Raw genomic sequence first — 25,379 nt, 5'->3', positions numbered from 1 at the left:
CGACAAATTCTAATATCTAAAATAATTTAAAGGAGCGTTCATATGATCTACGAAAAAGATGATTGCCTATATCTAAGAAATGGTAATGAATTACTTGAAATCCGTCCATGGGGGAGGAACAGTTTCCGTATTCGTAGTACAAGGTACCCCGCTTATACAGGCCATGCCAACGCCCTCACCATGAAAGTACCAACTGCCGAACCCGTTATTACGATCAATAAGGACCAAAATACTGGTTCAATTACCAATGGCAATTTGACGGCTAAAATTGATCCGTTTAAAAATCTCAGTTTCTATAATCAAGACAATAAGTTGTTATTAAAGGGGTATCAACGTAACCGAATCGATGACATGACTAGTAGCGTTGATACAACTAAAGTCAGCCATTTCAACAGTGCCTTAAACATTGATTCTAGGGAGTTTAAACCATTGGTTGGTGGGGATTTTGAATTAAAGGTCCGTTTTGAAGCTAATCAAGACGAAAAACTCTTTGGCATGGGCCAATATCAACAAGACTTTCTTGATTTAAAAAATACAAAATTAGAGTTAGCTCACCGAAATTCTCAGGCAAGCGTTCCCTTTGTCCTTTCTAATCAAGGATATGGGATGCTTTGGAACAATCCAGCTATCGGTGACGTGAGTTTTGCTAAAAACATGACTGAATGGCACGCCCTTTCGACAAAGGAACTGGACTTCTGGATAACGGGTGGGGATACACCCAGTCAAATTGAGGAACAGTATGCCGCCGTTACCGGTACCGTGCCAATGATGCCAGATTATGCGATGGGCTATTGGCAATGTAAGTTACGCTATCGAACCCAAGATGAGCTATTGGAAGCCGCTCGTGAATTCAAGCGACGCCACTTGCCAATTAGCGTCATTGTGATCGATTACTTCCATTGGCCAAAGTCCGGCGAATACACGTTCGACCCAACTTATTGGCCGAACCCCAAAGAAATGATCACTGAGCTACACCAGATGGGCATCAAACTGATGGTATCAGTATGGCCAACTGTTGATGAGACCAGCTCACATTATAGCGATATGAAGGAAAAAGGCTACCTTATTCAAACAGAACGGGGAGTCCCAATCACGATGAATTTCTTGGGGAATAATGGCTTTGTTGATTTTACGAACCCCAACGCCCAAAAGTACCTATGGCAGTTGTTGAAGAACAATTACTTTGATAAAGGGGTTGATTTATTTTGGCTTGACGAAGCTGAGCCAGAATACACCGTTTACGATTTTGACAATTATCGTTATTACAATGGCAGTAATTTACAAGTCGGCAATCTCTACCCCGTCACTTATTCAAAAGCCATTTACGACGGCATGAAGGACAGCGGCGATAATCAAGTGATCAATCTGGTTAGAAGTGCTTGGGCAGGCAGCCAAAAGTACGGTGCCCTCGTTTGGTCCGGCGATATTGATTCAAGTTTCCAATCACTTCGAAATCAGTTAGCAATCGGCCTCAATATGGCAATTGCTGGTATTCCCTGGTGGACAACTGATATCGGAGGCTTCCACGGTGGCGTTGACAATGATCCTCAGTTTAGAGAGTTAGTAACCCGCTGGTTTGAATTCGCAACTTTCTGCCCAGTGATGCGGATGCATGGTGACCGTGAACCCCATACTGAACCATTAAGCCAAGATGGCGGTGGCAAAATGCCTTCTGGCGGTCCAACCGAGCCGTGGGCCTATGGTGAAAGCGCCTATCAAATCATGCGCCACTACCTAAACCTAAGAGTTGCCCTCAAACCATATATTAAAAAGCAAATGCTTGCTGCCCACGAAAAAGGGACACCAGTTATAAGACCATTATTTTACGATTTTTCAAGCGACGGTAACGCTTGGTCAATTGAAAACGAATATATGTTTGGTGATAGTATCTTGGTAGCACCAGTGCTACATGCAAGCGAATCTTCTCGACAAGTTTATCTTCCCAAAGGAATTGATTGGGTTGACGTTTTCAACGGTACAGCTTCAGTTGGTGGAACCACTATCACCGTTAAAACACCCATCGCACAAATACCAGTATTTGTCCGGGCCGATCAGTACACTAACTTAAAAGAATCTTTTATGGTCCTTCAGAACTAATTAGACCTTGAATAAAATATGATCGCTTTAAATTTCAAAAAGTCGGCAGGAATCAAATGAATGAATTTGATTCTTACCGACTTTTTGAAAGATTGTGTCAATTTTCTAAAAAACACTTTATATTAAAATTTAAAATAGAACAATCCGGTTAATTCCTTGCTTTAACTGAGCAAACGGTCCCACAACTCTTTTAGCCGAATGAACATCTTCATCTATGCCTTCAGTCATGCATAATTCCGTTCCATCCCGGTCATCAAAAATTGCATCAGCAAGTCTTACTCTTCCCAAAGATTTGGTATTTTGAACTGGAACAGAAAAATTGATGACGTCTTTGGGAATGTTAATTTGTAGTACCGCTTTTGACTGATCAACCGTCACCTTTACCTGAGCATCCCACTTTTCCAACTGAATATTCTCAGCTTCTTCGGAAAACGCCTGGGCACCACCGAGATAACAATTATGGTTAATATAGGCCGGTTGGCGAATCGTTTCAAATAACTCGATATCCCCGGGCAATCGCTGTTCAATAGCAGCAATGAAGGATTTCATTGATGTCGGGCTACCATCGTAAATACTGGTGCCAATTTGTTGATTAACATTTGCCATTCCTACTTGGCCAACAAACAAATTATTGAAATACCGATCGTCACCACCATAAATACAAGCATATCCTTTTAGTTTTGTCGAATGAGGTTGGTGATAAGGCGTGGTGCGGTTCAAGACTGACTGAATCACGACCTTGCCGCCAATCAAATTATTAACATAGGCGCCACCCTGAGAAAATTCGTTAATGGCTTCTTCGGAGAGCAGCACATTATCATCCACTAAGAACGGCCCGTGATTAACTTCTAAAAGAAGATCCCGCAAATTGTCCACGTAGGTATTCCGGCACAATCGCGTTCCCTGGGCCTGCCAGTCTAGCCAAGTTCCCAACGTACAATGATCAATTAAGTTGTGTTCGATCTTAACATCAATTGGCGCATGCAATTTAAGGGCTGCAATTTCCCAACCGCCAAATTCATACCGAGTCCCAATATTATAAAGATGGTTATCTGAAATTGTCGAAAAAATACCGCCGAGGAAGCCAATAATTCCGGCTTGGCCGCAGTCATGGATTCGATTATTTCTAATAATATGAGATCCAATGTGAGTTTTATCCCAATGTTTGTTGTAAGCTTCAAACATCGTTTCAATTTGATACTGATATCCTGGCCGGTCGTGGCGGCTCGCAAACCGATTTTGTTTGGCTTTGGCTAATGGAACCGATCCCAAGCTAATTCCACAACATTTGGCGTCATGAATATCATTATTTTCAATAACCCAGCCCTTGGACCAATTCACCCCGATTAAGCCTTCTTGCTCAGCGGTTGGTGGCGCCCAGTTAGTAGCTGCTTGAGCCATCTCAAAACCGGCAATCTTAATATAATTTAGCCCCGGCTTCTTCGGGTAAAAGCAAAATTTTCGAACGCTAATTTCAACCATCTGCTTATTAACATTGAGCTCATGACAATTGAGATAAATGACGGTTTGATGATCATTAACTTCCGCATACCACTTATACTTGTTCCACTGGGCGTTAGGCCGCTCCACAACTTTTTGGGTAATATATTCCCGTACTTTAGTAGTCGGAATGCCTGTGGCCAGTTCATTATAATCAGCTGCTTCAAATAATGCCTGACCATTTATGTAAACCGTACCGGCATGACGCCCATTAGGCTGTTCCAACCAGTCGCCACTTAAAGGAAAGGCAAATGGGTTAAAATGACCAAATTGTTGATTATCAATCATCATTTTCCAAATTCCATGACCCAATTCCTCAATCTGGTCAACTACTTCAGACCCCTTGATGATCACATGAGCGTCTTTGGCTGATTGATAAGTAATCATCTTGCCGGGTTCACCCCCTCGCAATGGATTTACCCATTCACGATAGGTGCCTTCGTGGACGATCACCGAGTCACCTGGTGTTGCTAACTGAACCGCCCGGTTAATCGTTAATAATGGCGACTGTTCTTGACCATTATTTTGATCGGCACCATTTTTAGCAACATGAAAGATCGTCAACGCGGACCTCTCCTTTCAATAATCCAATTTTTGGGACATTATTTCTTTATAGATCCACTTTACAGCGCTTACAGGTTGTAAAATAGCTGATTATTTGTTATAAGTAAGACAATAATTGTCATAATAAAGGGAGCCATTCTAATGGTCTTATTTCAACACTTTGGGCTAGAGTCCAAACCAATTTTTAAACATTTTGACGTCAGTGACTTAAATTACCCTATCCATCTTCACCGGGCGTTTGAAATCTTGTACGTTCGCCGGGGACAAGTTCAAGAGCAAGTTGACGACAATGTTTATCATATCAATCCCCGTCAGTTTATCATTGTCTTTCCCAACCAGCTTCACGGCTTTGATATGTCACCCAACACGGTGGCCACGATTATTTTATTTTCACCCGAAATCATCAGTGCCTTTAATGAACAATATCAAGATCAAGTCGCTGATAACCCAGTTATCTTTGACAGCGTCCCACCCGAATTCGACCATCTGAATAATATTTTTGGCATCAAAAGCTTTCTTTATGGCCTTTGTAATAAGGTTGTCGAGCAAACCCGCCTAGCACCACGAAAAGCTTCATCCCAATTAACAACCATCCATCTCATTATTGATTACATTAATGATCATTACACAGAAGCTTGCACATTAAAACAAATTTCCAATTCGATCGGCTATGATTACGTTTATTTATCAAAGCTTTTTCAAAAAACGTTGAATATCTCCTACACAAAATACCTCAACAGCTTTCGGATCTCCAAGGCACGGCAACTCTTAAAGAACACGGCCATGCCAGTGACTGATATTGCATTTAACGTTGGATACACTAACCTAAGAACCTTCAATCGTAACTTCAAAGAATTAAATGGTAATAGCCCAGCACAGTATCGTAAATCTTCTAAAATTACGAAGTATGATAAAGCCATTCAGGAGAATTATATCTCAGGGTAAATAAAGGGGACGGCCTTTACTGGAAAATCAATTCCAGTAAAGGCCGTCCTCTTTATTATTCACTCAATTATATTTTCAACTTGTGATTAAGCAGTAACTGTTATCGCCGTCATCTGCAGCCACCTATTCCTGAATCGCAAATTCCAAATTATAATCGTCCATATTTAAAGCTCGGTGGGTCACTACCGAACAGCATCCCAACAGTGTCGCATACCCTGAGTGGACAATCAAACGAATTGGGATCTTCATCCCTAATTTACCAGTGTTGGCAACAATATCATCAAATAACGCCGGAATCGCTTCGATGAGTGGCGAGTTCAAGTAAAGTTCTTCAGGGGCAAAGCTAATGGCAACATTATAAATCACCCGCGAAATAGCATATGTGAAATGAGCAAGTTCCCTTTGAACGACCCTGTCCCCATCCCGATTCATTTGAACTAAATCTTCACGGGTTAAGTGTTCCTGTTTGGTCTGAGCCTCCACCTGGTCGATAATTGCATCTTCAGAACAGAAATCTTCCACTTTGTCGTTCTTGTTATCCGTAAAGTTCTCAGTAAACATTAAGGAGCGACCAATTTCACCCGCTTCACCATTGAAGCCCCGATATAGCTGTTTATTAAGAATGATCCCAGCCCCGATACCTTTATGGATGCTAATCGCAACAATGTTGTCCTTATCCTTGCCATCATTAAAATCCCGTTCGTAAATACCAGAGAGATTGGCCTCATTTTCAAGAATGACTGGTACATGATACTCATTTGAGTAGTGATCGGCCAAATCGACACCATCCATATCAATGAAAGGGGAATTGATCACTTGATTATCCTGCACAATCCCATGAATTGAAAAACCAATTCCCAGCAACCCGTGTTTGGTTTGGTTACTTTGACTAGCAAGTTTGATTTGATTATCAATCATTTCAAGAATCTTATGAATGTCCCGACTGCCAAGTTCAATTCGTTGATAATAAAAGACTTCGCCGTTGATATAGTTCCCCATTACGTGAAGGTGACGATAACCCAGGTCAAAGTTCATCGTATAGCCATACCGTTCGTTAATTTTAACTAGAACGGGCTTGCGGCCCCCAGCACTGGTTGATTCTCCAGAGCCAACCTCTTTTAAAATCCCCTTCTCGTCTAGCTCGTTGTACAACGCCGAAACCGTTGATTTATTCAAATTTAGTGTCCGCGAAATATCAATTCGCGAAATAATTTTATTATTAAAAATTTGTTGGAGAACTAGATCCAAGTTTTGCTTATGAAACAGTTCCCTCCCCGTAGCGTTTGCCATTAAATTCATTCCTTCCACTTATCTTTAACTAAACATGATTCATTAACTAACTGTACACTTTACAACTAGTATACCAAATTTAGCAATAGGCATTATCAAAAGTATAAGTAACCTATGAAGCTGAAAATCAGCCCAAAGTGTAAGCGGTTGCCCTCCAAAAAACAAAGTATGATTTTCCGGAAAGTTCATTCAACAAACCAACCACCTCAACCAACTTACACTGTTTTGGTTTATATTGTCAATAAAAAAATACTGACGTTGGCTTTGGCGTATCAGCCGCTTTGATCGCCCACATTGGGATTGGAATTTTCAACGTGATCGTAACCACAATTGCTGTTGCTATCATGGATAAGATTGATCGCCGCAAGATGCTAAATATTGGCGCTCTTGGCATGGGAGTTTCACTACTAGTTATGAGTTTTGCGATGAAATTCTCAGGTCACAGTTTAACTGCCGGCGTCATCTGTGTCATTGCGTTGACCATCTATATCGCCTTCTTCTCCGCAACTTGGGGTCCTGTAATGTGGGTCATGATTGGTGAAGTCTTCCCACTAAATATTCGTGGGTTAGGTAACTCCTTCGCAAGCGTGATCAACTGGAGTGCCAACATGATCGTTTCACTAACATTCCCACCATTGCTTGATTTCTTTGGTACTGGTAGCTTATTCATCGGCTATGCGGTTCTCTGCTTCGCTTCCATCTGGTTCGTTCAAAAGAAAGTCTTCGAAACTAGAAACCGTTCCCTTGAAGATATTGAGGAAACATTGCGAACTCGAAAAGCTGCAGCGGATGCTAAGGATGCTGCTCACGCGAATAGTTAATTACCAACTAAAAACGATTTGCTTACGGAATTTCCGTAAACAAATCGTTTTTGACTCTCATAATTTACTTTTGATATTTATCAAAATGCGCTCTCAAATACCTAATCGTCAAGCTTGAAGGATCCTCAATTAGATCTGTTGGTCTTCCCTTGGCAACAATCTTGCCCCCTTGGTCCCCACCACGAGGTCCCATATCAATCATATAGTCAGCGTTGGCCATCAAATCCAGGTCATGGGTAATCATCAACACAGTAGCTCCCTGATCGATCAACTGGGAGAACACTTTGAGTAATACCCGAACGTCTAGGGGATGCAACCCAACCGTTGGCTCATCGAAAATAAACAACGTGTCATTTTGACTGCGTTTCATGTGCGAAGTTAGCTTGAGTCGCTGGGCTTCCCCACCAGACAAAGTTGGCGTTGCTTCACCAAGATGAAGATAGCCAAGGCCCATCTGCTGCAAGACATTTAGTGTTTCACCGATAGCACTGTTCGACTTAAACAAATCAATTGCCTGATCCACATCGTAATCCAAAACGTCTGCGATCGACAGTCCCTGCCACTTCACGGCCAGCACTTGGCTATTAAACCGTTTACCATGACAGGTTGGGCAAACTTCAACCATGTCGGGCAGATACTGAATATCAAGGGAAATTTCACCAGTCCCGCCACAAGTTGGGCAAGCGCCCTGTTTATTGTTATATGAGAAATGACTGGCCGTATAGCCGGCCTTTTTAGCTTCAGGTAAGACTGCGTATAGTTTTCGCAAGTTATCCATGATATTCGTATAGGTGGCAACCGTTGAGCGGGCGTTCTTTCCAACCGGTGTCGCATCGACACTGATGACATGCTTTAATTGAGCCGGATCAAATTTAGTGATATAACTTGGCAATGAACGTCGGTGGAGTTTAGACCTAAACGCATCCAGTAGTCCATCCAAGACTAGGGTTGTCTTTCCTGCGCCAGAAAAGCCGGTAATGGCAATCAACCGGTTCACGGGAAATTCCGTGGATACGTGATTCAGATTAAATTTATGATCAATTGCCAGCTTGATTTGCCCTTTAGCAAATACATCATCTGTAATAACTTTCCTGGTAACCAATTTCCCCTCACCAGTTAAAAATGGTCTGATGAGTGACTTTTTACTCCGGTGAATTTGGGCGGGGGTTCCCTGATCAATCACGGTTCCGCCATTGGCACCAGAACCCGGGCCAATTTCAACGATCCAATCAGCGGCATCAATAATTGCTGTCTCATGATCAACCACCACCAACGAATTACCTTGATCGATTAACTGATGAAAAATTTTGATTAAGCCGGTAACGTTATCAGGATGTAGACCAACCGATGGCTCATCCAATACGTATAGGACACCAGTGGTCTGAGTCCGCAGCGTTCGCCCCAGCTGAATTCGCTGCAGTTCCCCCGTTGATAGGCTGGCCCCTGCCCGATCCATCGTTAGATAATCAAGGCCGAGGTCTAACAATGGTTGGACTTGGTTAAGCAGTTCCGTCGTCAAATTCTGAGCGAGCGCCTGCATATCAGCCGGCAACCATCCCTTAATTTGATCAACAAACTCTGGCAACTCGCTCAGTGGCATCTGACTGGCTTCAGCAATGTTTTTACCAACTACCAGCTGATTCAACCGATCCGGATTCATCCGCGTGCCATGACAAACTGGACAGGTGAAGAAACGATAGAAGCGGTTAAGACGTTTCAAAGCCACGTCACTTTTTGTGGTCCGCATACTATCTTCGATCGCGTTATAGGCATTTTCGTAAAGCGCATTGTCCATATGAAATACGCGGCCATTTTTACTAGGAATGTCAATCGCGTAATGCTTCTGCTGACCGTGCAATACCATTTCACGTTCTTTATCAGTGAGTTGATTATAGGGAACGTCGATTCTGACCCCTGCTGCTTGGGCAACGATTGGCATGAAGTTTCTTCCCGGTGTCCGCCATGCAGCCACCGCGCCATCTCGAATTGATTTAGTTTCATCACCAATTAAGGTATCAGGATCAATTTGCTTAGTGATCCCCAGCCCCTGGCAATTTTTGCAGGCGCCATCTGAATTAAACGCAAAGTCTTCTGCCCCAAACGCATGGAACTTAACGCCACAGGTTGGACAAGTAATGACGCCCATGGTCTCATCCATTTTGTCCATCGCTTCAGCAATCTTAATCGTTGGTGGAACCTGGTGCCCATTTGGACATTTTGGCGATCCCAGCCGCGAATAAATCAATCGCAAAACGTTAAAGATTTCGGTCATCGTTCCAACCGTCGACCGAGCCCCAGGGACGGTTGGCCGTTGTCGAAGGGCCAACGCGGATGGAATATGGCGTACTTCCTTCACGTTTGCTCGGCCAACTTGGCTGATCCGCCGGCGGGTGTAGGTTGCCAAAGAATCCAAATAACGTCTAGCCCCTTCAGAATAAAGAATCCCCATTGCAAGTGAGGACTTTCCTGAACCGGATAATCCTGAAATTGCGACGAACTTATGTAGTGGAATATTAACTGAGATATTTTTAAGATTATTGACGTTACCGCCGATTACTTCAATTTGAGTTGGTTGAGAACTGTATGACATATTGGACTCCCTTCAATGATTAAAGTCTTTACGTTCTAGGTTATCACTGGACGTGACTATTTGCTGAAAATTACCTCGAAACAATCCTGATAATTTAGGACAGCTGCACAAAGCAGAAACTTCCACATAAGCACCTCTGACAAAAATCTTCCAAAACCAGGAATTTCTGTCAGAGGAGACTTATGTTCCAGTTTCTAACCGCTTTGCTCCGCTCACTTTTTTAGGACAGCTCCTCCAGGAAGAAACTTCCATTATAAGCACCTCGGTCAAAAATTCCAGAACCGGGAATTTCTGCCCAAGGAGACTTATATTCCGGTTTCTAACCGCCTGGATCCGCTCACTTTTTCAAATATTCTATTGACAAATCTCAGAGTAGCTGGTACCTTTATCACTGTTATCTCATATAATTTTAATAATGTTATCTAAACAAGTTGATTCGGAAAGTAGTTCCTAAACATTGTTCAGAGAGTCGGTATCTGATGAAAGCCGATCTTTGTGCGGGGATGAAAATGGCCGATGATTGGCTGGCACGATCGAGCAATCGAAAATGACAGACGGAGTGGTCTTCGTTATTAGACACACCATTTCTTACGAGAGATGGTTGACGAGACTTTTTAGGTAACTAATTGAGTGAACTCAGAATGGCATCGCGATTAAGCGCTTCTGTATATTTATATACGGGAGCGCTATTTTTGTATCAAAAATTAATTTAAAGGAGTGTTTATCATGACAAAGTTAGCAATTGTAACGGGTGCAGGTCAGGGAATTGGAGAAGGAATTGCCCATCGACTAGCAAAAGATGGTTACGCAATCGCCGTCGCAGACATTAACCAACGAACTGCTAAAAAAGTTGCTAAGGATTTGAAAGATGCTGGCTACCAAGCCAAAGCATACTACGTTGATGTTGCCCACCGAGATGAAGTTTTTGACCTTGTCAAAACAGCTGTCAAAGACTTTGGCTATCTAGCTGCCTTTATCAATAATGCCGGGGTTGCTTTTATTGATTCATTCGTCGACTCCCACCCAAATGACGTTGAACGTTTGCTGGACGTTAACCTAAAGGGAACTTATTGGGGCGTCCAAGCCGCTGCTGAACAGTTTATCAAGCAGGAAAATGGCGGCCGAATCGTAAATGCCGCCTCCCTTGCCGGCGTTGAGGCTTCAGCACTTCAAAGTGCCTATTCTGCATCTAAATTTGGCATTCGGGGCATCACCCAATCGGCGTCTAAAGAACTAGCCAAATACCAAATTACGGTAAACGCCTACGACCCTGGAATCGTTAGAACCCCCTTGCGAGACGGCATCGACAAACGAAGCGCCGAAATTAATGGTGTCAGCGTCGAAGAACAACGAGCCAACTCCCTCTCAGAAATTTCCCTGGGAAGAGAAGCCACCCCGGCAGACGTAGCAGAAGTCGTTTCCTGGTTCGTGTCCAAGCATGCAGGCTACATCACCGGCCAATCATTGTTGGTGGATGGTGGGATGAGATATCAGTGAGCGGAGCAAAGCGGTTAGAAACTGGAACATAAGTCTCCTCTAACAAAAATCCTGGTTTTGGGATTTTTGTTAGAGGTGCTTATGTGGAAGTTTCTGCTTTGCGTAGCGATCCTATTCCATAAAACAGAGAACAACCATTAAGTAACTTTTGAGACTTTTCCAGAAAATGCTGACACACAACTCCATGCTTTACAAATCCTAACTAAGGAAGTGATTCAAATGCCCAAACCAACCAATCCCATCATCAATCTTCAAAACGTCAGCGTTACTTTCCAGTCAAACGATCACCCGCTGACCGCCGTCGACAAAGTTAACTTACAAATCAATAAGGGCGACATCTATGGCATCATTGGTTACTCAGGGGCCGGCAAAAGCACTTTGGTTCGCACAATCAACCTCCTTCAAAAGCCAACCTCAGGCACCGTTACGGTCAGTGACCGCCAGCTTCAACAGCTTACTAATGCTGAATTAAGGACTGCTCGCAAGAAAATTGGCATGATTTTCCAGCACTTTAACTTACTTAACTCCAGAACCGTCTTAAATAACGTTGAGTATCCGCTCTTAAGCCAATCGATCAGTAAACCCGCCCGCCAGAAAAAAGCCAAACGCCTTCTCAACCTTGTCGGCCTAAGTGAGTTTGAAAAGTCATATCCAGAACAGTTATCCGGCGGCCAAAAGCAACGGGTCGCTATCGCCCGCTCACTCGCCAATGACCCTGACATTCTGGTCAGCGACGAAGCAACCAGTGCCCTCGATCCTAAGACGACGAATGACATTTTGAAATTACTGAAGCATCTAAACGACAACCTTGGTCTAACCATTGTTTTGATTACCCACGAAATGCAAGTCATCAAGTCAGTCTGTCAACATGTCGCTGTGATGGATCAAGGCAAAATCATTGAACGTGGTTCGGTCGCCGACGTTTTTTCAAATCCAAGGCAACCATTAACCCAAAACTTCGTTGACTCATCAGCCAATGTCCCGGAAGCCCTCGCCCAGATCAAAGCGGACGAGAGTTTACAAAACCTGGCGGCCAATGAACGGCTGCTCTTCTTGAAGTTCAGGGGTGGGGCAACCCGACAATCACTAATTTCTGATTTAACCGCCTCATACAAATTAAAAGCCAACATTTTATTTGGTAACATCGAGCGAATCGGGTCAACCTCGATTGGCTATCTCATCATCATTTTGTCTGGTGAGTCAAAACGATTAGCGGACGGGATCACCTTTTTGAATCGAAACGGCGTCCAAGTCCAATTGATCCCCACTGGCAAGAAAGGAGCGGATAAAAATGTTGAAGCAACTGTTTCCTAATGTCGTCCACATCTGGCCACAGTTTATCCAATCAATCTGGGAAACCCTGTACATGACTTTTTGGTCTTCAATCGTTGCCGGCATCCTTGGATTAGCGGTTGGGATTATTTTAGTCATTACCCAAAGCGGCGGGATTGCTGAGGATCAATATGTATATAGTTTAACGGATAAGATCGTCAATCTTCTCCGATCAATTCCATTCATTATTTTATTAGCGGTGATGTTTCCAATCACAAACTTTATCGTTCATACAACCGTTGGCACGACCGCCGCACTTGTCCCCTTAGTTGTTGGCATCTTTCCATTTTATGCAAGACAAGTTCAAAACGCCCTGCTTGAAATTGATCCCCAGGTCATTGAAGCAGCCCGTTCAATGGGCTCTAGTATTCCAGAAATTATTTTTAGAATTTATCTTCGGGAAGGCCTGCCAGATCTCATCCGGGCATCCATCGTCACCGTTATTAGCTTAATTGGCTTAACAACAATGGCTGGGGCAATTGGTTCTGGCGGCCTTGGTGATATCGCAATCAGTATTGGCTACGCACGATTCGAAAATGACGTGACGATTGCTGCCATGTTGGTCATCCTCATCATGGTATTTCTTGTCCAAATTGTTGGCGATTGGCTGGCTAGAAAAACAGTTCACTTATGAAAGTGAGCGGAGTCAGGCGGTTAGAAACTGCCGAGTAGGCTAGGCGTTTCACGGCCGTCGGAATATAAGTCTCCTTGGTCAGGAATTCCCGGTTTTGGAATTTTTGACCAAGGTGCTTATGTGGAAGTTTCTGCCTGACGGAGCTGTCCTACCGTTATGACACCAAAAGCCTTAAATCCCAATAACCAAACATCCACTATATTGAAGCCATTTTAAAAATAGGAATCATCATACAAAGGAGAATAACCATGAAAAAACATCAAGGATTAATTTATACCCTCGTAGGGATCATTGTTCTTATTGGAATTGTATTTGGTCTTCACACCCTTACTGGTAGCTCAGCTAATTCAAAGAGTGCAACAATCACCGTTGGCTCTCAAGGGTCTGATTACGACATCTGGAACCACATTGCTAAGAGTCCACAAGCTAAAAAGCTCGATTTAAAAATTCAGGTCAAACAAATTACCGATGGTGTGCAGCTCAATAATGCAACCGCACAAGGAAGCGTTGACGTCAATGCATTCCAATCATACTCATACCTAGAAGCTTACAATCAAGAGCATCAAAACGCCCAGCTAGCAGCATTAGGCACCACCTACTTAGAACCGCTTGGCATTTACTCGGACAAATACAAGAAAGTCAGCCAGATTCCTAACGGTGCCACCGTGGCGATTGCCAATAACCCCGCTAACACGGCTCGTGGCCTTTTACTACTTCAAAGCGCTGGCCTCATCAAACTAAAAAAGAACTTTGGAACGCTGGGTAACACCAATGACATTACAGCCAATCCAAAACACCTCAAATTCAAGGAAATTGATGACACCACTGGTCCCCGGGTTCTACACAACGTTGATGCCGTATTAATTTCCAATACCGTTGCGCTGGAAGGCCACTTAAACGTCTTGAAGGACTCGATCTTCCACGAAAAAATTGACACGGACACTAGAAGTAACATCAATGTCCTTGCAACCGCTAAGAAGAACAAGGATAACCAGGATTACAAAAAACTGGTTAAGCTTTACCACGAACCAGCTATCCAAAAGTATATTAAGGATCAATATGCTGGGACTAAGGTAGAAGTACAGAAACCATTATCGTACTTGAAATAAGCCCCATAACCATTTAAAAACGCCTGACTGCATGCAGCTAGGCGTTTTTTGGAATAAATTCACTAAAGAGACGACACCCCTTTAATTTAAAATGCAGCGTCACACTTACCACATCATGACCGGTCAAATTATTATCTTCATAACTACCATCATGTTACTGTTTAAGTGAGTATAATGACAAATACGGGAGGTTTTAACATGGCTGATCTATCAAACAAGGTTGCTTTAATCACCGGGGCCGCCAGTGGCATGGGCAAAGCATTTGCTAAAAACTTTGTTGAACACGGGGCTAAGGTTATTTTGACTGACGTTAATGAGGAAAACGGCCAGCAGGTCCAAAAAGAACTTGGTGACCACACCATTTTCTTCAAGCATGACGTTTCTTCCATAGATGACTGGAAGCGAGTCATTAAGGACGGCGAAGCAGCGTTTGGCCCAATTAATGTCCTCGTTAACAACGCTGGCATTGGGATCATGAAATCAATTGAAGATATTACCCCTGAGGAATATGACAAGGTGATTCATATCAATCAATATTCCGTCTTTTACGGAATGAAGTATGTCCTGCCATCCATGAAAAAAGCAGGTACTGGTTCAATTGTCAACATTTCCTCAATCGGTGGCTTAGTTGCCATGCCTATTTCAATTGCTTACGGTGCTAGTAAATTTGCCGTTCGCGGGATGACCAAAGATGCCGCTATCGACTTAGTTAACGATCACATCCGCGTTAATTCGGTCCATCCTGGGGTTATTGAAACGCCCATTCTCAAAGATATTCCAGATGACCAAAACGAAGCTAGTTTAAAGGAGATCCCCATGCATCGGTTTGGAAAACCCGAAGAATTGGCAACGCTGGTTAATTATCTGGCATCAGATGAAGCCAGTTACGTTACCGGTCAGGAGTTTACAGCTGATGGTGGGTATACGATGAAATAATTTTTGGTCAAGAACTTATATTACCGTTTCTAACTGCTTTACTAGGACAGCTGCACAAAGCAGAAGCTTGCACCTAAGCCACTCCGTTCAAAAATCCAAACCCAGGATTTCTGAACGGAGTAACTTAGGCTCCGCTTTCTAACCGCTTTGTTCCGCTCACTTTACTTAGGACAGCTGCGTCAGGCAGAAACCTGCGTGTAAGCACCTCCGAAAAAAATTCCAAAACCAGGAATTTCCCTCGGAGGAGACTTACACTCCGGTTTCTAACCGCCTGACTCCGCTCACTTACTAATAGGAGATATTTAAATGCAATTCAAAAACGCTCATTTAGTCAAACAACTTACCACAATTATCGGTGTCGGAGCAGCCTTATTACTTTCTGCCACCGTTTCGGCCCATGCTTACACCGACTTAGGAAGCAATAGCCACATCCAATACGTCAAGGTCAAGCGGCCACTGTTCACAGGCCAATACACCAAAATCCATGGTAAGAAAGGCCAACCGATTATCACGCCTAAGGGAACCATTCTTCAAGTTGAATCAACAACCTACTCAGGAAAGGGGCCCTCTCATGCCTTACTGAGTCGTGGTGTAATTAGCTACCAAAAGCAACAACGGATTTATCAACCAGATAATTCTTACATTAAACACTACAATACAAAATACTTTTCACCTTACAAGTTGCGTTTACCGGTGAGAACATTGGCTCTGCAAGCTGGTAAGGGCTTCACCAACAATAAAGCTGGTTATTACAAGCCGATTTTCTACATTACCCTCGATGGGTATTTGCAGTATTACACCACCCCGCGGCTAAAACATTACGGTGCTCAAAACAGCTGGCAGTCAACCAAAGGCGTGCCGGCAGTTGATAACCCGATTTGGACAATCAAACCAAGTGTCTCTGAGAAGATTGGCACATTTAAATCAAAGGGCAACACTTCCTATGTTTATTATCAGAAACCAATCAAGGGGCTTGCTGCCAAGAAAGTTTCGGCAAAGTATTATCGCTTAACGATTAAAAAGGGTCAGACACAAAACAAAATTTGGCACTATGGGGATGAGGATACCCGATTAGGTATTTGGACGAATTACACGGTTGGCGGTAACCCCTTCTACAATCTAGTAGAGGTATCTGAAGCTGACTAGGACACAAATTCGGAATCACTCAGCCTTTTTGGTTACAAATAAAAAATAAGGCGTTACGAACAAAACCCATGAACGTTTTGTCCGTAACGCCTTATTTATCGTTTTTAATCAATTGTTTTAAGTTTGCCTCTAAAGTCAGCCAGCGTGTGATAACCCTTTTCAGCCATAATTTCCTTTAATTCTTTAGAAATCCGTTCAAAAATCGGCGTCCCATCGAATCCAAAAGCCGTCCCAATTTGAACGAGGCTAGCACCACAAAGCACGTGTTCAAAAACATCCTTGCCAGATTTAATACCACCCGTACCAATAATTGAAATCTCAGGTTTCAATCGCAATCGGAGTGCTCGTACGTTCGCCAAGGCAGTTGGTTTCACGTAGTCACCACCCAAGCCGCCAAAGCCCCCCTTTGGCTTGATGACAACTGACTCGGTGTCTGGATCAACCACTAAGCCATTACCAATCGAATTGATCGAATTAATATAAGTCACCGGAAAGTCATTCAGCACTTCAGCGATGCCATCAAATTGATTAAAATCAAAATATGGTGGCAGCTTTAATCCTAATGGCTTCTTAAAGAAACTGAAGGCTGATGTTAACACATCCCGAACAGCCTCAAAATCATAGCCAACTTGGGACTTACCAGCAATATTAGGGCAGGAAAGATTAAGCTCCGTCAAGCCAGCAAATGAGCTTTCCTGAATCTTTTTTAGCATTTCAATATTTTGCTTGATTGATAAGCCAGCAACTGAGAGAACGACCTGCTTGCCACTTTTCCCCTGGTTTGTTTCCGCAAACTTTAGATAATAATCCAAGCCATGATTTGGTAATCCCATGGAGTTAATGCAGCCCATGGACGTTGCTTTCATGCGGGGACTTTCGTTACCCTTGCGTGGCTCTGGCGTCGCACTCTTGGTGACACAGCCACCAGCATCTGAATCCAAAATCTTGTCCAATTCATCCGTTGACGCACACCGAACCCCCGCAGCGTTTAGCAATAAATTATCAAATTGGTAGTCACCAATCTGTGATGCCAGCGAAATATTAGTTTGCATTTGCTTCCTCCCGTTTGGTCCAGTCCCAAGGGGCTTTGTGCCAAGTCGACAACCGTGAATACTGCTCGTCTGAGAACTTATTTTCCTTGTGACCTTGTTTGATTAAGTCCGCGTAACTGAGTAATGGCACTAATTTTGTCTGTGCTGCTGCAAAATTCTTGTCAGCATCTGGTAGCCCATAAGTGAACACTGACGCAACCCCAATCACATTAACGCCTTCATTACGAACAGCCTTAACGGCACCCAAGACACTGCCGCCAGTCGAAATCAAATCATCAATCAAGACGACCTTATCATCCTTGGTAATACGGCCCTCAATTTGCTTACCAGCACCATGATCCTTAGGCTTCGCCCGGACATAGATCAATGGTAAATTCAAGCGTTCAGCAACCCACGCAGCATGGGGAATCCCAGCCGTGGCGACCCCGCCAATGACGGTTGCGTCAGGATAGTTTTGCTTAATATTTTCGGCTAGTCCATCAGCAATCATATCCCGTAATTCAGGAATTGAAATGGTCAAGCGAAAATCAGTATAAATGGGGGATAGAATGCCACTGGCATATCTGAATGGCTTTTCAAGGTTGATACTCACAATTTGATTGTCAATTAATGACTGAATAATTTGATTAGTTTGCATCGTTCCACTCCTTCAATAATTTGTGATAGGCAGCAACCGGATCGTTTGACCGAATGATTGGCCGGCCAACGACCAGCGCAGAACTTCCATACTCCGCGGCTTGTTTTGGCGTTGCGGTTCTGGATTGATCATCCTTCGGGAAATTAGCGGGACGAATTCCCGGTGTGACATACAGGAAATCATCACCAACCTGCTGCTTCAATGAACTAACTTCAAGTGGCGACGTGATAACGCCATCCGCCCCAGCTTTTTTGGCGAGCTTGGCAAGTGAAACAACCTGATCAACCATATCTAACCGACAGTTTTGTTCAGTTTTTAAGGCATCATCCGTAATTGAGGTTAACTCAGTCACCGCTAGGAGTTTGGGACTGGGAACGCCAGCCTCCTCACTCCCAAGTTCCAGGCCTTCTTTGGCAGCCGCAATCATTTCTGACCCGCCCAACGCGTGGACCGTCGTGTAGGTTACGCCAAGCCGGCCAATCTGCATCATTCCCATCTTAACGGTGTTGGGAATATCTTGAAGCTTGAGATCCAAGAACACTTTGAATCCCCTTGCCAACAATTGTCGCACAACGTCCGGACCCTCTCCATAAAAGAGTTCCATCCCGATTTTGACGGTCATCCCTTCATCGCTTGGAAACTGATCAACGATTTTGAATAAGCCTTCTTTATTGGCAATATCCAATGATACAATTAACGGTCCTCGCATAATTACCCTCCTGGTTGATTGCAGAAAAAGAGCCCGAGACTGCAGGATTGCGCACATTTCTGTACAAATCCCCACAAAATCACGGACTCTTCGATTAAATTATCGTCCGCTTTTGGCCTCTCTGAACCAAATTAAAGCTCTTTTATTTGTTTAATACTTTATCACGTTAGCATAATTTGTTCAAGAAAGTATTAAAGGGTTCTTAATTGAAATAATTAAATTATTCGTATATACTCTATGTATACAAAATAGAGGGAAGTGATTGAGATGTCAGTTAAGCTTCGCAAAGTTGGTAATTCCAACACCTTGACAGTTCCAAACAATATCAAGCCAATCGCTCATGAATTTGATGTTTTTCAAGGTCGAGACGGCATGATTGTTTTCGTTCCAAAACACAAAAACCCATTTCACGATGAATCGTTCATTCAATCACACGACTTTACACAATCAGAAGAATTTGGGGGAAAATTAATTGGTAACGAAATCCTCAAAGACTAGTAGTTACACCCCCAACCAACAAGATCTTATTTTGATTGATTTTGATCCATCAGTCGGACATGAAATTCGAAAACGTCGACCGGCAATTGTTTTAAGTAATCAGGGTTACAGTCGGTTAACGCATTTGGTGGTTGTTTGCCCAATTACCCATGCAGCTCATAATACATTGCAGGAAAATCATTTTTTAGTCGAAGTTAATAATGACAAAATCAACGGGTTCATTAATCCATTCCAGTTTTTCACTTATGACTACCACAGCCGGCACGCCGAGTTTATAGGAATACTGGATACACCTGCCTTTCTCAAAGTAAAAACAATAATTAACGATATTCTCAATTAATCATCTTGCATTCTCTTCATAACCATGCAATAATGTGAACAACAAAAATAACGAATGTCAGCGAGCATTCATTTGGAGGAATTCGACATGGAAAATACCAACGCTTCACTTACGCACAGCCATACTTTTACGAAAAATCAGAAATGGGTCATTGCTTCAACCAGTTCTGGATTCGCGCTAGAAAATATGGATGTGCTATTTTTATCGTTTGCGATGAGTTCAATGATTGGGCAGCTACACCTAAGTGGTGGCGCTGCTGGCCTGATTGGTTCCATTACTAACTTGGGCATGTTGTTTGGCGGTGTGATCTTCGGCTTAGTTGGTGATCGCTTCGGCCGAGTGAAGACCTTTACTTACACCATCTTCATCTTCGCGTTTGCGACTGCGATGATGGCCCTCGCTAATAACATTACCTTAATCTACATTCTGCGGTTCTTAGCAGGAATTGGAGCTGGCGGTGAATATGGTGTCGGCATCTCATTAATTGCCGAATCATTCCACAAAAACCAAATTGGTAAAATGACGTCAGTTGCTGCCATTGGTGGCCAGATTGGCGCAATCCTAGCCGCCGTGACAGCCGCTTTAGTAATCCCAACTCTTGGCTGGCACGCCCTCTTCTTACTTGGCATTGTCCCAGTTGTGCTAACTTACTTTGTTCGTCGCCACTTAACGGAAACGACCGAATTCGTCCAAGCTAAGAAGACTGAAAAAGAATCAACCACTAGCGCCGTTTTCAAATACATGTTTAGTTCACCCAAATTAGCCTATCAAAGTTTTGCTTTAATGATCATGACAACCGTTCAAATTGCCGGTTACTTCGGCCTTATGAATTGGTTACCAATCATTGTCCAAAAACAGCTTGGCCTAAACGTTTCCGGCTCCTCACTCTGGATGATTGCCACCATCATTGGCATGAGCCTTGGGATGATGACCTTTGGCTCAATCTTGGACTACTTCGGTCCCCGACGGGCATTTGGGATTTTCCTAATTGCTTCAGCCGCTATGGTCTTCACGATTACCCTTGCTCACAACACCATCTCACTGTTAATCATCGGCGCCATCGTCGGTTTCTTCTCAAACGGGATGTTCGGTGGTTATGGTGCAGTGATCAGTCGCTTATATCCTACCGAAATTCGGTCAACGGCTAACAACGTGATTGTCAATATTGGCCGAGCAGTTGGTGGCTTCTCATCAGTTGTCATTGGTATCCTCATGGATCATTACTCATTAACCATCGTTATGGCTTTTCTATCAGTCTTGTACATCATTAGCTTTATTACGATGATCACCTTACCAGGATTGAAAAAAATGAGCTTAAACCAATCAACTCCCAACTAAACGTTTTAATCTTAGAATTTAACAAAGACACAGCCGGTAATGGTTGTGTCTTTTTATGAATCAAAATCAATTTTATCATTGTAAATGAAACTGGTAATAATCTTGATCCGCTATTTTTGCAGTTGACCAATTTTTCTTAACCAGTCATCAACCTGCTTAGAAGCCTGAACCTTGTTATTCCCCTTAATTGCTAATAGAATGCCAACATTCTCTTCTCCACCCCTTAAATCCAGCCCTTCAAGAACCTCCGCGCCATCACTGGCCGCCTTAATTTGAGAAAAGGTGCTTCCGGCCCCATATGGACCGTGAGTATTGAACGGAATAACGGTTTTGCCAGAAAAATCATAACGATTCAAAAAGGCAACTACCGCTTGGGGCAACGACATATTCCAAGTTGGTGTCCCAATAAAGATCCGATCATATTCATGGAAGTTAGGAATGACCGTTTTTAATTCAGGTAACACATTATTAAGCTGCTCCTGCATATTTGTATCAACCTGTTTTCTATAATCGGTTGGTTCAGGATCTTGCGTCTGAATTGGGATTAGGTCACCACCAACTCTTTCATTGATCATCTCTGCAACCACTTTAGTATTACCCGTTCGAGAAAAATAAGTGATTAAGGTTTTAGAATTCGCCATCATTTGTCGCCCACCTTTTTATTTAAAATTATGCCCTTTAAAATTTCTAAATCCATAGAATAAGCACCAATCCAATATCAATTGTGTCATCATTGGAACCTAACGGATATTAATCCTGATCCACAGAAATAACCTCTTTAGCAAACCTTTCAATCTCAGTTTGCGAATTCAATGTGCCACCGTTTCCGATGGTTGCTTGTGCCTGACCCGCCCAGTCGTTAAGAAATGGTAGACTCTTGCCGATCAAATCATCCGAACTGGTTGTAAACGGAAAAATTTGTTGGCCCTTTAAATCGTTTACGGCAAAAAAGCGCTCAATCAGCATTGGTGGTTGATGCCGCCAAGTTGGAAATCCAAGTATTATTTTATGGTCCTCAGGCAGATCGATAGCCATCCTTTTTAAATCAGGCTGAACTTGCTTTGCCACCTCTAATTTAGTCACTTCGGCTAGTTCAGAAAAGTCTGCAGGATAAGCTTTCACCGGTTCTATTTGGTAAATTGGCACGTTCAATACCGAGTGTAACTGCTCAGCGGCCGCTTTAGTTGTGCCACTCTGTGAAAAATAAATAATAATCAAGTTGCTAATCCCCTTTTTTCTAAGTTAATTAAATCATACAAATATCATGAACGACTGGCCCGCGGAACAGCCGCCATCACTTCCAAATTCATTTTTCAAAGTTTAAATTGCCTTCTCAACTCGTTGATGGTATTGAAAATTCACAATAAATAGGAGCAGGTCAATGGCTGCCATCATCCAAATACTTGGAAACAGTGCGGTTACCAGGAAGATAATCAGTTCGATTGTAAAAAAGCCAATTCCTCTAGGTGATTTGAAGCTATCCTCAGCGATGGTCAATTGTTGAATAACCCACATTAATAATAAGCTAACAAACAGAACCATGATAAAGGTAACCTTGACCGACAGGACCTCACTGGTTAACACCAACTGTAATAATACCCCATCCAAAAGCACAAAATAAATTTCAATTAAAAATAACCAGCGAACCGCCATCGTTTGAACCGGCGAACGTAATTTAATGTGTAATTCACCAATTACCTGATAATAAACGGCGGCAATTAAGGCAGTTAAGATGATCCCCAAGATGAATTTTACTAATTCACCTAATCTAGCATGGTTGGTCACGGCGTACAAGCTGGCAATAATTTCACCTAAGGCAATCATCGTCATCAATCCGTATCGTTCAATCAAGGAATCTTTAACAACATAAGGAAGCCCTGTTCGCCGATATTCGCGCTTCAACGCATTCTGGGCAACAAAGACAACCCCAAAGTTCATTACTAAAACACCGAGCATCACCCAAAACTGAAAACGACTAGGGATCAACGTCCCAATTACCAGAATGAGTAGGGCAACCCCATAAACACTTGCCCAAATTTTGGAGGCTGGACCATGTGCGGTATCAAAATGACTGATAGTGTACCACACGAAGATTAACATCATCTCAATTGGTAGCATGGCCCAAATCAGATTATGGTAATGGCCAGCCAGTCCCTCAGGAATAAACAGAGCGGCCACCGCGGTGAAGATTATTTGAACATTAATAATGCCAATATTGAGAGCTGAATCATTCCCATGATTATCAAAGTAACCAGAAGTTTCGTGCCAACTCCAAAAGAACCAGCCAAAGATAACAATTGAATTAATAATCGTCATTTTGGAAAAGTCTTCAACCAACCCCTCAGTTAGCCGGCCAATAATAATTGTAAAGGTTAAATCGTAGAATAATTCCAGCCAACTAATTTTACGATTATGAATAATCTGCGTAATCTTTCTTGGTTTGCCAAGCTTGTTTAACATCATTTACCCCCGAGTTCCAATATTGAAAAAATGATCATCCTACTTTATTTAGTGTATCACTTTGTGTCAGTTTGCTAATTGTTGGGTCAATTAAGTCGTCATCATTAGATTGTTTTGCTATCGGATTTGAATATTCGGCGTTGGTGGCTGATAATAGTAGTTAAGGTGTTTAGTAGTTACTATTTTCATGTCCTTATAAAAAGGGAGTCGTAGATAAATAATGAAAAAAATTATTGCGTTTGATATGGATGGCACAACGGCCGAAACTTTCCCGGTTATTTTTGACTCATTTAGGAAAACGGTTCACGATTACACTGACAAATGGATTAGTAATCAAGTGATTCTTGCTCAATTTGGCGCCAATGAAATTGGGATGCTCAAAGAATTGATTCCAAACTATTCGGACGAGGTCCTCGAAACGTTTCATAAGAACTATCGCAGCGCTCATATGTTGCTGCGAAAGCCATTTGATGGCATCAATGACCTTTTACATATGCTCCACGAACACGACGTCATAACGCCCATGATTACTGGTAAGGGCGAACAGAGCTTACAAACCAGTCTGGATGCATTAGGCTTAAACGATCAATTTGACCCCGTCATGTCTGGCTCTCCCGATGGTTCCATCAAGTCGCAACAATTTGCCCAAGTGCTGAAACAGTATGATCAGCCAAAGGAACAAATGGCCTATATTGGTGACGCCACTGCCGATATTGAAGCCTGTCAGAATGCTGGGATCACCTGCTATACCGCTGCTTGGTCAATCAATGCTAAGCCTGACGAAATGGAAAAACTGAATCCCGGTAACGTGTTCACCTCTGTTGAGCAACTCCGAGATAAATTATTAGAAAGTTAAATTAATTCTAATTTATTACTCATTATGATTCACACTCGTAGTATAATCAGTCTCAGTGGACCAATTTTATTGCGAAGGGATTTGATCAGTTAATGAAAATTACAGAAGGATACATGCCGTTCAAGGGCTATAAAACCTATTACCGGATTGTTGGTGACCCGACACCGGGGAAAGCACCGCTTTTATTAATTCATGGTGGCCCAGGTTCGTCCCATAACTACTTTGAATTATTGGACGACTACGCTAATACTGGTCGGCAATTGATTATGTATGATCAAATTGGCTGTGGTAAATCATCAATTCCAGATGACGAATCGCTCTACGTCAAAGAAACTTGGGCGGAAGAATTAATTGCTCTCAGAAAATACTTGCACTTAGATCAAATCCATATGCTAGGCCAATCTTGGGGCGGCATGTTAGAAATGCTCTATCTAACCCACTACAGCCAGGATGGTGTTAAGAGCGTCATGATCGACGGTTCACCAGCTTCCATTAAATTGTGGATTCAAGAGCAACATCGACTGATTAAATATTTAAGCTACGAAGACCGAGAAGCAATTGCGGAAGCTGAACGAACCGGCGACTTCACTGGTCCTAAGTATTTAGCAGCCAACGACCGTTACATGGAACGCTACTGCTGGGACGATCCAGATGAAAATTCACCAGAACCATTGCGTCGGCCAACAAACGGTAAAAAGGCCAGCTTGATCGCCGAGGGTCCCAATGAGTTTACTGAGAACGGCACGATTAGTGATTTTGATGTCACTGATGACCTCAAGAATATTCACGTCCCCGTTCTCGTTACCAATGGGACCGATGATTTATGCACACCATTGATTGCCAAATCAGTTTACGACCACATTCCAGGTGCTAAATGGCATTTATTTGCAAACAGCCGCCATTTAGCTTTGCTGGATCAGCATGATGAATTTATTAGCGTGTTGGATCGGTGGCTGAGGGAAAATGATTAACAATTAACAGCATTTATTCAACGTTTAAAATGAGGCTGGGACAAAAGTCCTAGTTAA

The 25,379-nt window shown here is 42.8% G+C and carries 22 protein-coding genes and 1 pseudogene; 14 read left to right on the top strand and 9 right to left on the bottom strand.

Features of this window, described 5'->3' with window-relative positions; genetic code table 11:
* The first annotated feature begins 42 nt into the window (after nt 1–42).
* Nucleotides 43–2,097 (top strand): glycoside hydrolase family 31 protein, encoded by a 2,055-nt coding sequence (locus tag FC98_RS09445; RefSeq protein ID WP_008855884.1) that lies wholly within the window; start codon nt 43–45, stop codon nt 2,095–2,097.
* Nucleotides 2,098–2,226: 129 nt separating this feature from the next.
* On the opposite strand, the gene FC98_RS09440 is transcribed toward FC98_RS09445, so the two are convergent.
* On the bottom strand, nt 2,227–4,161 hold the full coding sequence (locus FC98_RS09440; RefSeq protein WP_056949490.1) for a right-handed parallel beta-helix repeat-containing protein: 1,935 nt from the start codon (nt 4,159–4,161) through the stop codon (nt 2,227–2,229).
* Nucleotides 4,162–4,302: 141 nt separating this feature from the next.
* Here FC98_RS09440 and FC98_RS09435 point away from each other — a divergent pair, with 141 nt between their 5' ends.
* Nucleotides 4,303–5,106, top strand: coding sequence for a helix-turn-helix transcriptional regulator (locus FC98_RS09435; protein WP_008855886.1), 804 nt, complete (start codon nt 4,303–4,305; stop codon nt 5,104–5,106).
* A 123-nt stretch (nt 5,107–5,229) separates the two neighbouring features.
* Here the strand turns inward: FC98_RS09435 and FC98_RS09430 are convergent, their stop codons facing one another.
* Complete coding sequence (locus FC98_RS09430; RefSeq protein ID WP_040470970.1) at nt 5,230–6,396, bottom strand: ROK family protein; 1,167 nt, start codon at nt 6,394–6,396, stop codon at nt 5,230–5,232.
* Between the two features lie 251 nt (nt 6,397–6,647).
* Here FC98_RS09430 and FC98_RS09425 point away from each other — a divergent pair.
* A pseudogene (locus tag FC98_RS09425) lies at nt 6,648–7,217 on the top strand (MFS transporter); the annotation flags it as partial.
* Nucleotides 7,218–7,281: 64 nt separating this feature from the next.
* Here the strand turns inward: FC98_RS09425 and FC98_RS09420 are convergent.
* Nucleotides 7,282–9,807 (bottom strand): excinuclease ABC subunit UvrA, encoded by a 2,526-nt coding sequence (locus tag FC98_RS09420; RefSeq protein ID WP_054655583.1) that lies wholly within the window; start codon nt 9,805–9,807, stop codon nt 7,282–7,284.
* 726 nt (nt 9,808–10,533) lie between these two features.
* Here FC98_RS09420 and FC98_RS09415 point away from each other — a divergent pair.
* The 6 genes from FC98_RS09415 (at nt 10,534) to FC98_RS09390 (ending at nt 16,461) form a co-directional block, all read left to right on the top strand.
* Entirely contained in the window at nt 10,534–11,304 is a 771-nt protein-coding gene (locus tag FC98_RS09415; protein ID WP_056949489.1) for an acetoin reductase, read from the top strand.
* Between the two features lie 219 nt (nt 11,305–11,523).
* Complete coding sequence (locus FC98_RS09410; RefSeq protein ID WP_056949488.1) at nt 11,524–12,618, top strand: methionine ABC transporter ATP-binding protein; 1,095 nt, start codon at nt 11,524–11,526, stop codon at nt 12,616–12,618.
* Nucleotides 12,596–13,270, top strand: coding sequence for a methionine ABC transporter permease (locus tag FC98_RS09405; protein WP_054656014.1), 675 nt, complete (start codon nt 12,596–12,598; stop codon nt 13,268–13,270). The genes FC98_RS09410 and FC98_RS09405 overlap by 23 nt, the downstream gene beginning before the upstream one ends.
* Before the next feature lie 248 nt (nt 13,271–13,518).
* Entirely contained in the window at nt 13,519–14,379 is an 861-nt protein-coding gene (locus FC98_RS09400; RefSeq protein WP_008855896.1) for a MetQ/NlpA family ABC transporter substrate-binding protein, read from the top strand.
* A gap of 198 nt (nt 14,380–14,577) precedes the next feature.
* On the top strand, nt 14,578–15,315 hold the full coding sequence (locus FC98_RS09395) for an SDR family NAD(P)-dependent oxidoreductase (protein ID WP_008855897.1): 738 nt from the start codon (nt 14,578–14,580) through the stop codon (nt 15,313–15,315).
* Nucleotides 15,316–15,621: 306 nt separating this feature from the next.
* Nucleotides 15,622–16,461 (top strand): hypothetical protein, encoded by an 840-nt coding sequence (locus tag FC98_RS09390; RefSeq protein ID WP_008855898.1) that lies wholly within the window; start codon nt 15,622–15,624, stop codon nt 16,459–16,461.
* A 104-nt stretch (nt 16,462–16,565) separates the two neighbouring features.
* Here FC98_RS09390 and FC98_RS09385 read toward each other — a convergent pair whose 3' ends face one another.
* Genes FC98_RS09385 through pyrF form a run of 3 tightly spaced genes read right to left on the bottom strand, consistent with a single transcriptional unit; the run spans nt 16,566 to nt 18,859 of the window.
* Nucleotides 16,566–17,513 carry a dihydroorotate oxidase gene (locus FC98_RS09385; RefSeq protein WP_008855899.1) on the bottom strand — a complete coding sequence of 316 codons (948 nt, stop codon included), beginning with the start codon at nt 17,511–17,513 and terminating at the stop codon, nt 16,566–16,568.
* Nucleotides 17,503–18,150, bottom strand: coding sequence for an orotate phosphoribosyltransferase (gene pyrE, locus FC98_RS09380; RefSeq protein ID WP_056949487.1), 648 nt, complete (start codon nt 18,148–18,150; stop codon nt 17,503–17,505). The genes FC98_RS09385 and pyrE overlap by 11 nt, the downstream gene beginning before the upstream one ends.
* On the bottom strand, nt 18,140–18,859 hold the full coding sequence (pyrF, locus tag FC98_RS09375; protein WP_040470973.1) for an orotidine-5'-phosphate decarboxylase: 720 nt from the start codon (nt 18,857–18,859) through the stop codon (nt 18,140–18,142). Before pyrF ends, pyrE begins: the two co-directional genes overlap by 11 nt.
* A 267-nt stretch (nt 18,860–19,126) precedes the next feature.
* On the opposite strand from pyrF, the gene FC98_RS09370 reads away from it, so the two are divergent.
* The 3 genes from FC98_RS09370 to FC98_RS09360 all read left to right on the top strand — a co-directional run bounded on the left by FC98_RS09370 (nt 19,127) and on the right by FC98_RS09360 (nt 21,035).
* Nucleotides 19,127–19,357, top strand: coding sequence for a hypothetical protein (locus tag FC98_RS09370; protein ID WP_008855902.1), 231 nt, complete (start codon nt 19,127–19,129; stop codon nt 19,355–19,357).
* A complete protein-coding gene (locus tag FC98_RS09365) occupies nt 19,332–19,697 on the top strand; it encodes a type II toxin-antitoxin system PemK/MazF family toxin (protein ID WP_040470978.1) in 366 nt (121 codons plus the stop codon). The genes FC98_RS09370 and FC98_RS09365 overlap by 26 nt, the downstream gene beginning before the upstream one ends.
* A gap of 87 nt (nt 19,698–19,784) precedes the next feature.
* Nucleotides 19,785–21,035: an MFS transporter gene (locus FC98_RS09360; protein ID WP_056949486.1), complete on the top strand. Its 1,251-nt coding sequence runs from the start codon at nt 19,785–19,787 to the stop codon at nt 21,033–21,035.
* 110 nt (nt 21,036–21,145) lie between these two features.
* On the opposite strand, the gene FC98_RS09355 is transcribed toward FC98_RS09360, so the two are convergent.
* The 3 genes from FC98_RS09355 to FC98_RS09345 form a co-directional block, all read right to left on the bottom strand.
* A complete protein-coding gene (locus FC98_RS09355) occupies nt 21,146–21,679 on the bottom strand; it encodes a flavodoxin (RefSeq protein WP_008855905.1) in 534 nt (177 codons plus the stop codon).
* 106 nt (nt 21,680–21,785) lie between these two features.
* The gene (locus FC98_RS09350; protein WP_008855906.1) at nt 21,786–22,253 is read right to left on the bottom strand and encodes a flavodoxin; all 468 of its coding nucleotides are present in this window, start codon (nt 22,251–22,253) and stop codon (nt 21,786–21,788) included.
* A 102-nt stretch (nt 22,254–22,355) separates the two neighbouring features.
* Nucleotides 22,356–23,498, bottom strand: coding sequence for a low temperature requirement protein A (locus tag FC98_RS09345; protein WP_056949485.1), 1,143 nt, complete (start codon nt 23,496–23,498; stop codon nt 22,356–22,358).
* A gap of 217 nt (nt 23,499–23,715) precedes the next feature.
* Here FC98_RS09345 and FC98_RS09340 point away from each other — a divergent pair, with 217 nt between their 5' ends.
* Both FC98_RS09340 and pepI read left to right on the top strand, forming a co-directional pair.
* Nucleotides 23,716–24,351 (top strand): HAD family hydrolase, encoded by a 636-nt coding sequence (locus FC98_RS09340; protein ID WP_056949484.1) that lies wholly within the window; start codon nt 23,716–23,718, stop codon nt 24,349–24,351.
* A gap of 92 nt (nt 24,352–24,443) precedes the next feature.
* Nucleotides 24,444–25,322 (top strand): proline iminopeptidase, encoded by an 879-nt coding sequence (gene pepI, locus FC98_RS09335; protein ID WP_008855910.1) that lies wholly within the window; start codon nt 24,444–24,446, stop codon nt 25,320–25,322.
* Nucleotides 25,323–25,379: the final 57 nt, after the last annotated feature.

It is taken from the genome of Lentilactobacillus kisonensis DSM 19906 = JCM 15041 (assembly GCF_001434135.1).
Classification (GTDB): Bacteria; Bacillota; Bacilli; order Lactobacillales; family Lactobacillaceae; genus Lentilactobacillus; species Lentilactobacillus kisonensis.
This window is presented reverse-complemented; position numbering and strand designations above follow the sequence as displayed.

Bases quoted from the DNA above. Each gene is read 5' to 3' on its own strand.
- FC98_RS09345 (WP_056949485.1), bottom strand. From the start codon at position 23,498: ATGATGTTAAACAAGCTTGGCAAACCAAGAAAGATTACGCAGATTATT.
- FC98_RS09405 (WP_054656014.1), top strand. From the start codon at position 12,596: ATGTTGAAGCAACTGTTTCCTAATGTCGTCCACATCTGGCCACAGTTT.
- FC98_RS09385 (WP_008855899.1), bottom strand. From the start codon at position 17,513: ATGCAAACTAATATTTCGCTGGCATCACAGATTGGTGACTACCAATTT.
- pepI (WP_008855910.1), top strand. From the start codon at position 24,444: ATGAAAATTACAGAAGGATACATGCCGTTCAAGGGCTATAAAACCTAT.
- pyrE (WP_056949487.1), bottom strand. From the start codon at position 18,150: ATGCAAACTAATCAAATTATTCAGTCATTAATTGACAATCAAATTGTG.
- FC98_RS09420 (WP_054655583.1), bottom strand. From the start codon at position 9,807: ATGTCATACAGTTCTCAACCAACTCAAATTGAAGTAATCGGCGGTAAC.
- FC98_RS09400 (WP_008855896.1), top strand. From the start codon at position 13,519: ATGAAAAAACATCAAGGATTAATTTATACCCTCGTAGGGATCATTGTT.
- FC98_RS09360 (WP_056949486.1), top strand. From the start codon at position 19,785: ATGGAAAATACCAACGCTTCACTTACGCACAGCCATACTTTTACGAAA.
- FC98_RS09390 (WP_008855898.1), top strand. From the start codon at position 15,622: ATGCAATTCAAAAACGCTCATTTAGTCAAACAACTTACCACAATTATC.
- FC98_RS09340 (WP_056949484.1), top strand. From the start codon at position 23,716: ATGAAAAAAATTATTGCGTTTGATATGGATGGCACAACGGCCGAAACT.
- FC98_RS09445 (WP_008855884.1), top strand. From the start codon at position 43: ATGATCTACGAAAAAGATGATTGCCTATATCTAAGAAATGGTAATGAA.
- FC98_RS09410 (WP_056949488.1), top strand. From the start codon at position 11,524: ATGCCCAAACCAACCAATCCCATCATCAATCTTCAAAACGTCAGCGTT.
- FC98_RS09370 (WP_008855902.1), top strand. From the start codon at position 19,127: ATGTCAGTTAAGCTTCGCAAAGTTGGTAATTCCAACACCTTGACAGTT.
- pyrF (WP_040470973.1), bottom strand. From the start codon at position 18,859: ATGCGAGGACCGTTAATTGTATCATTGGATATTGCCAATAAAGAAGGC.
- FC98_RS09355 (WP_008855905.1), bottom strand. From the start codon at position 21,679: ATGATGGCGAATTCTAAAACCTTAATCACTTATTTTTCTCGAACGGGT.
- FC98_RS09435 (WP_008855886.1), top strand. From the start codon at position 4,303: ATGGTCTTATTTCAACACTTTGGGCTAGAGTCCAAACCAATTTTTAAA.
- FC98_RS09395 (WP_008855897.1), top strand. From the start codon at position 14,578: ATGGCTGATCTATCAAACAAGGTTGCTTTAATCACCGGGGCCGCCAGT.
- FC98_RS09430 (WP_040470970.1), bottom strand. From the start codon at position 6,396: ATGGCAAACGCTACGGGGAGGGAACTGTTTCATAAGCAAAACTTGGAT.
- FC98_RS09415 (WP_056949489.1), top strand. From the start codon at position 10,534: ATGACAAAGTTAGCAATTGTAACGGGTGCAGGTCAGGGAATTGGAGAA.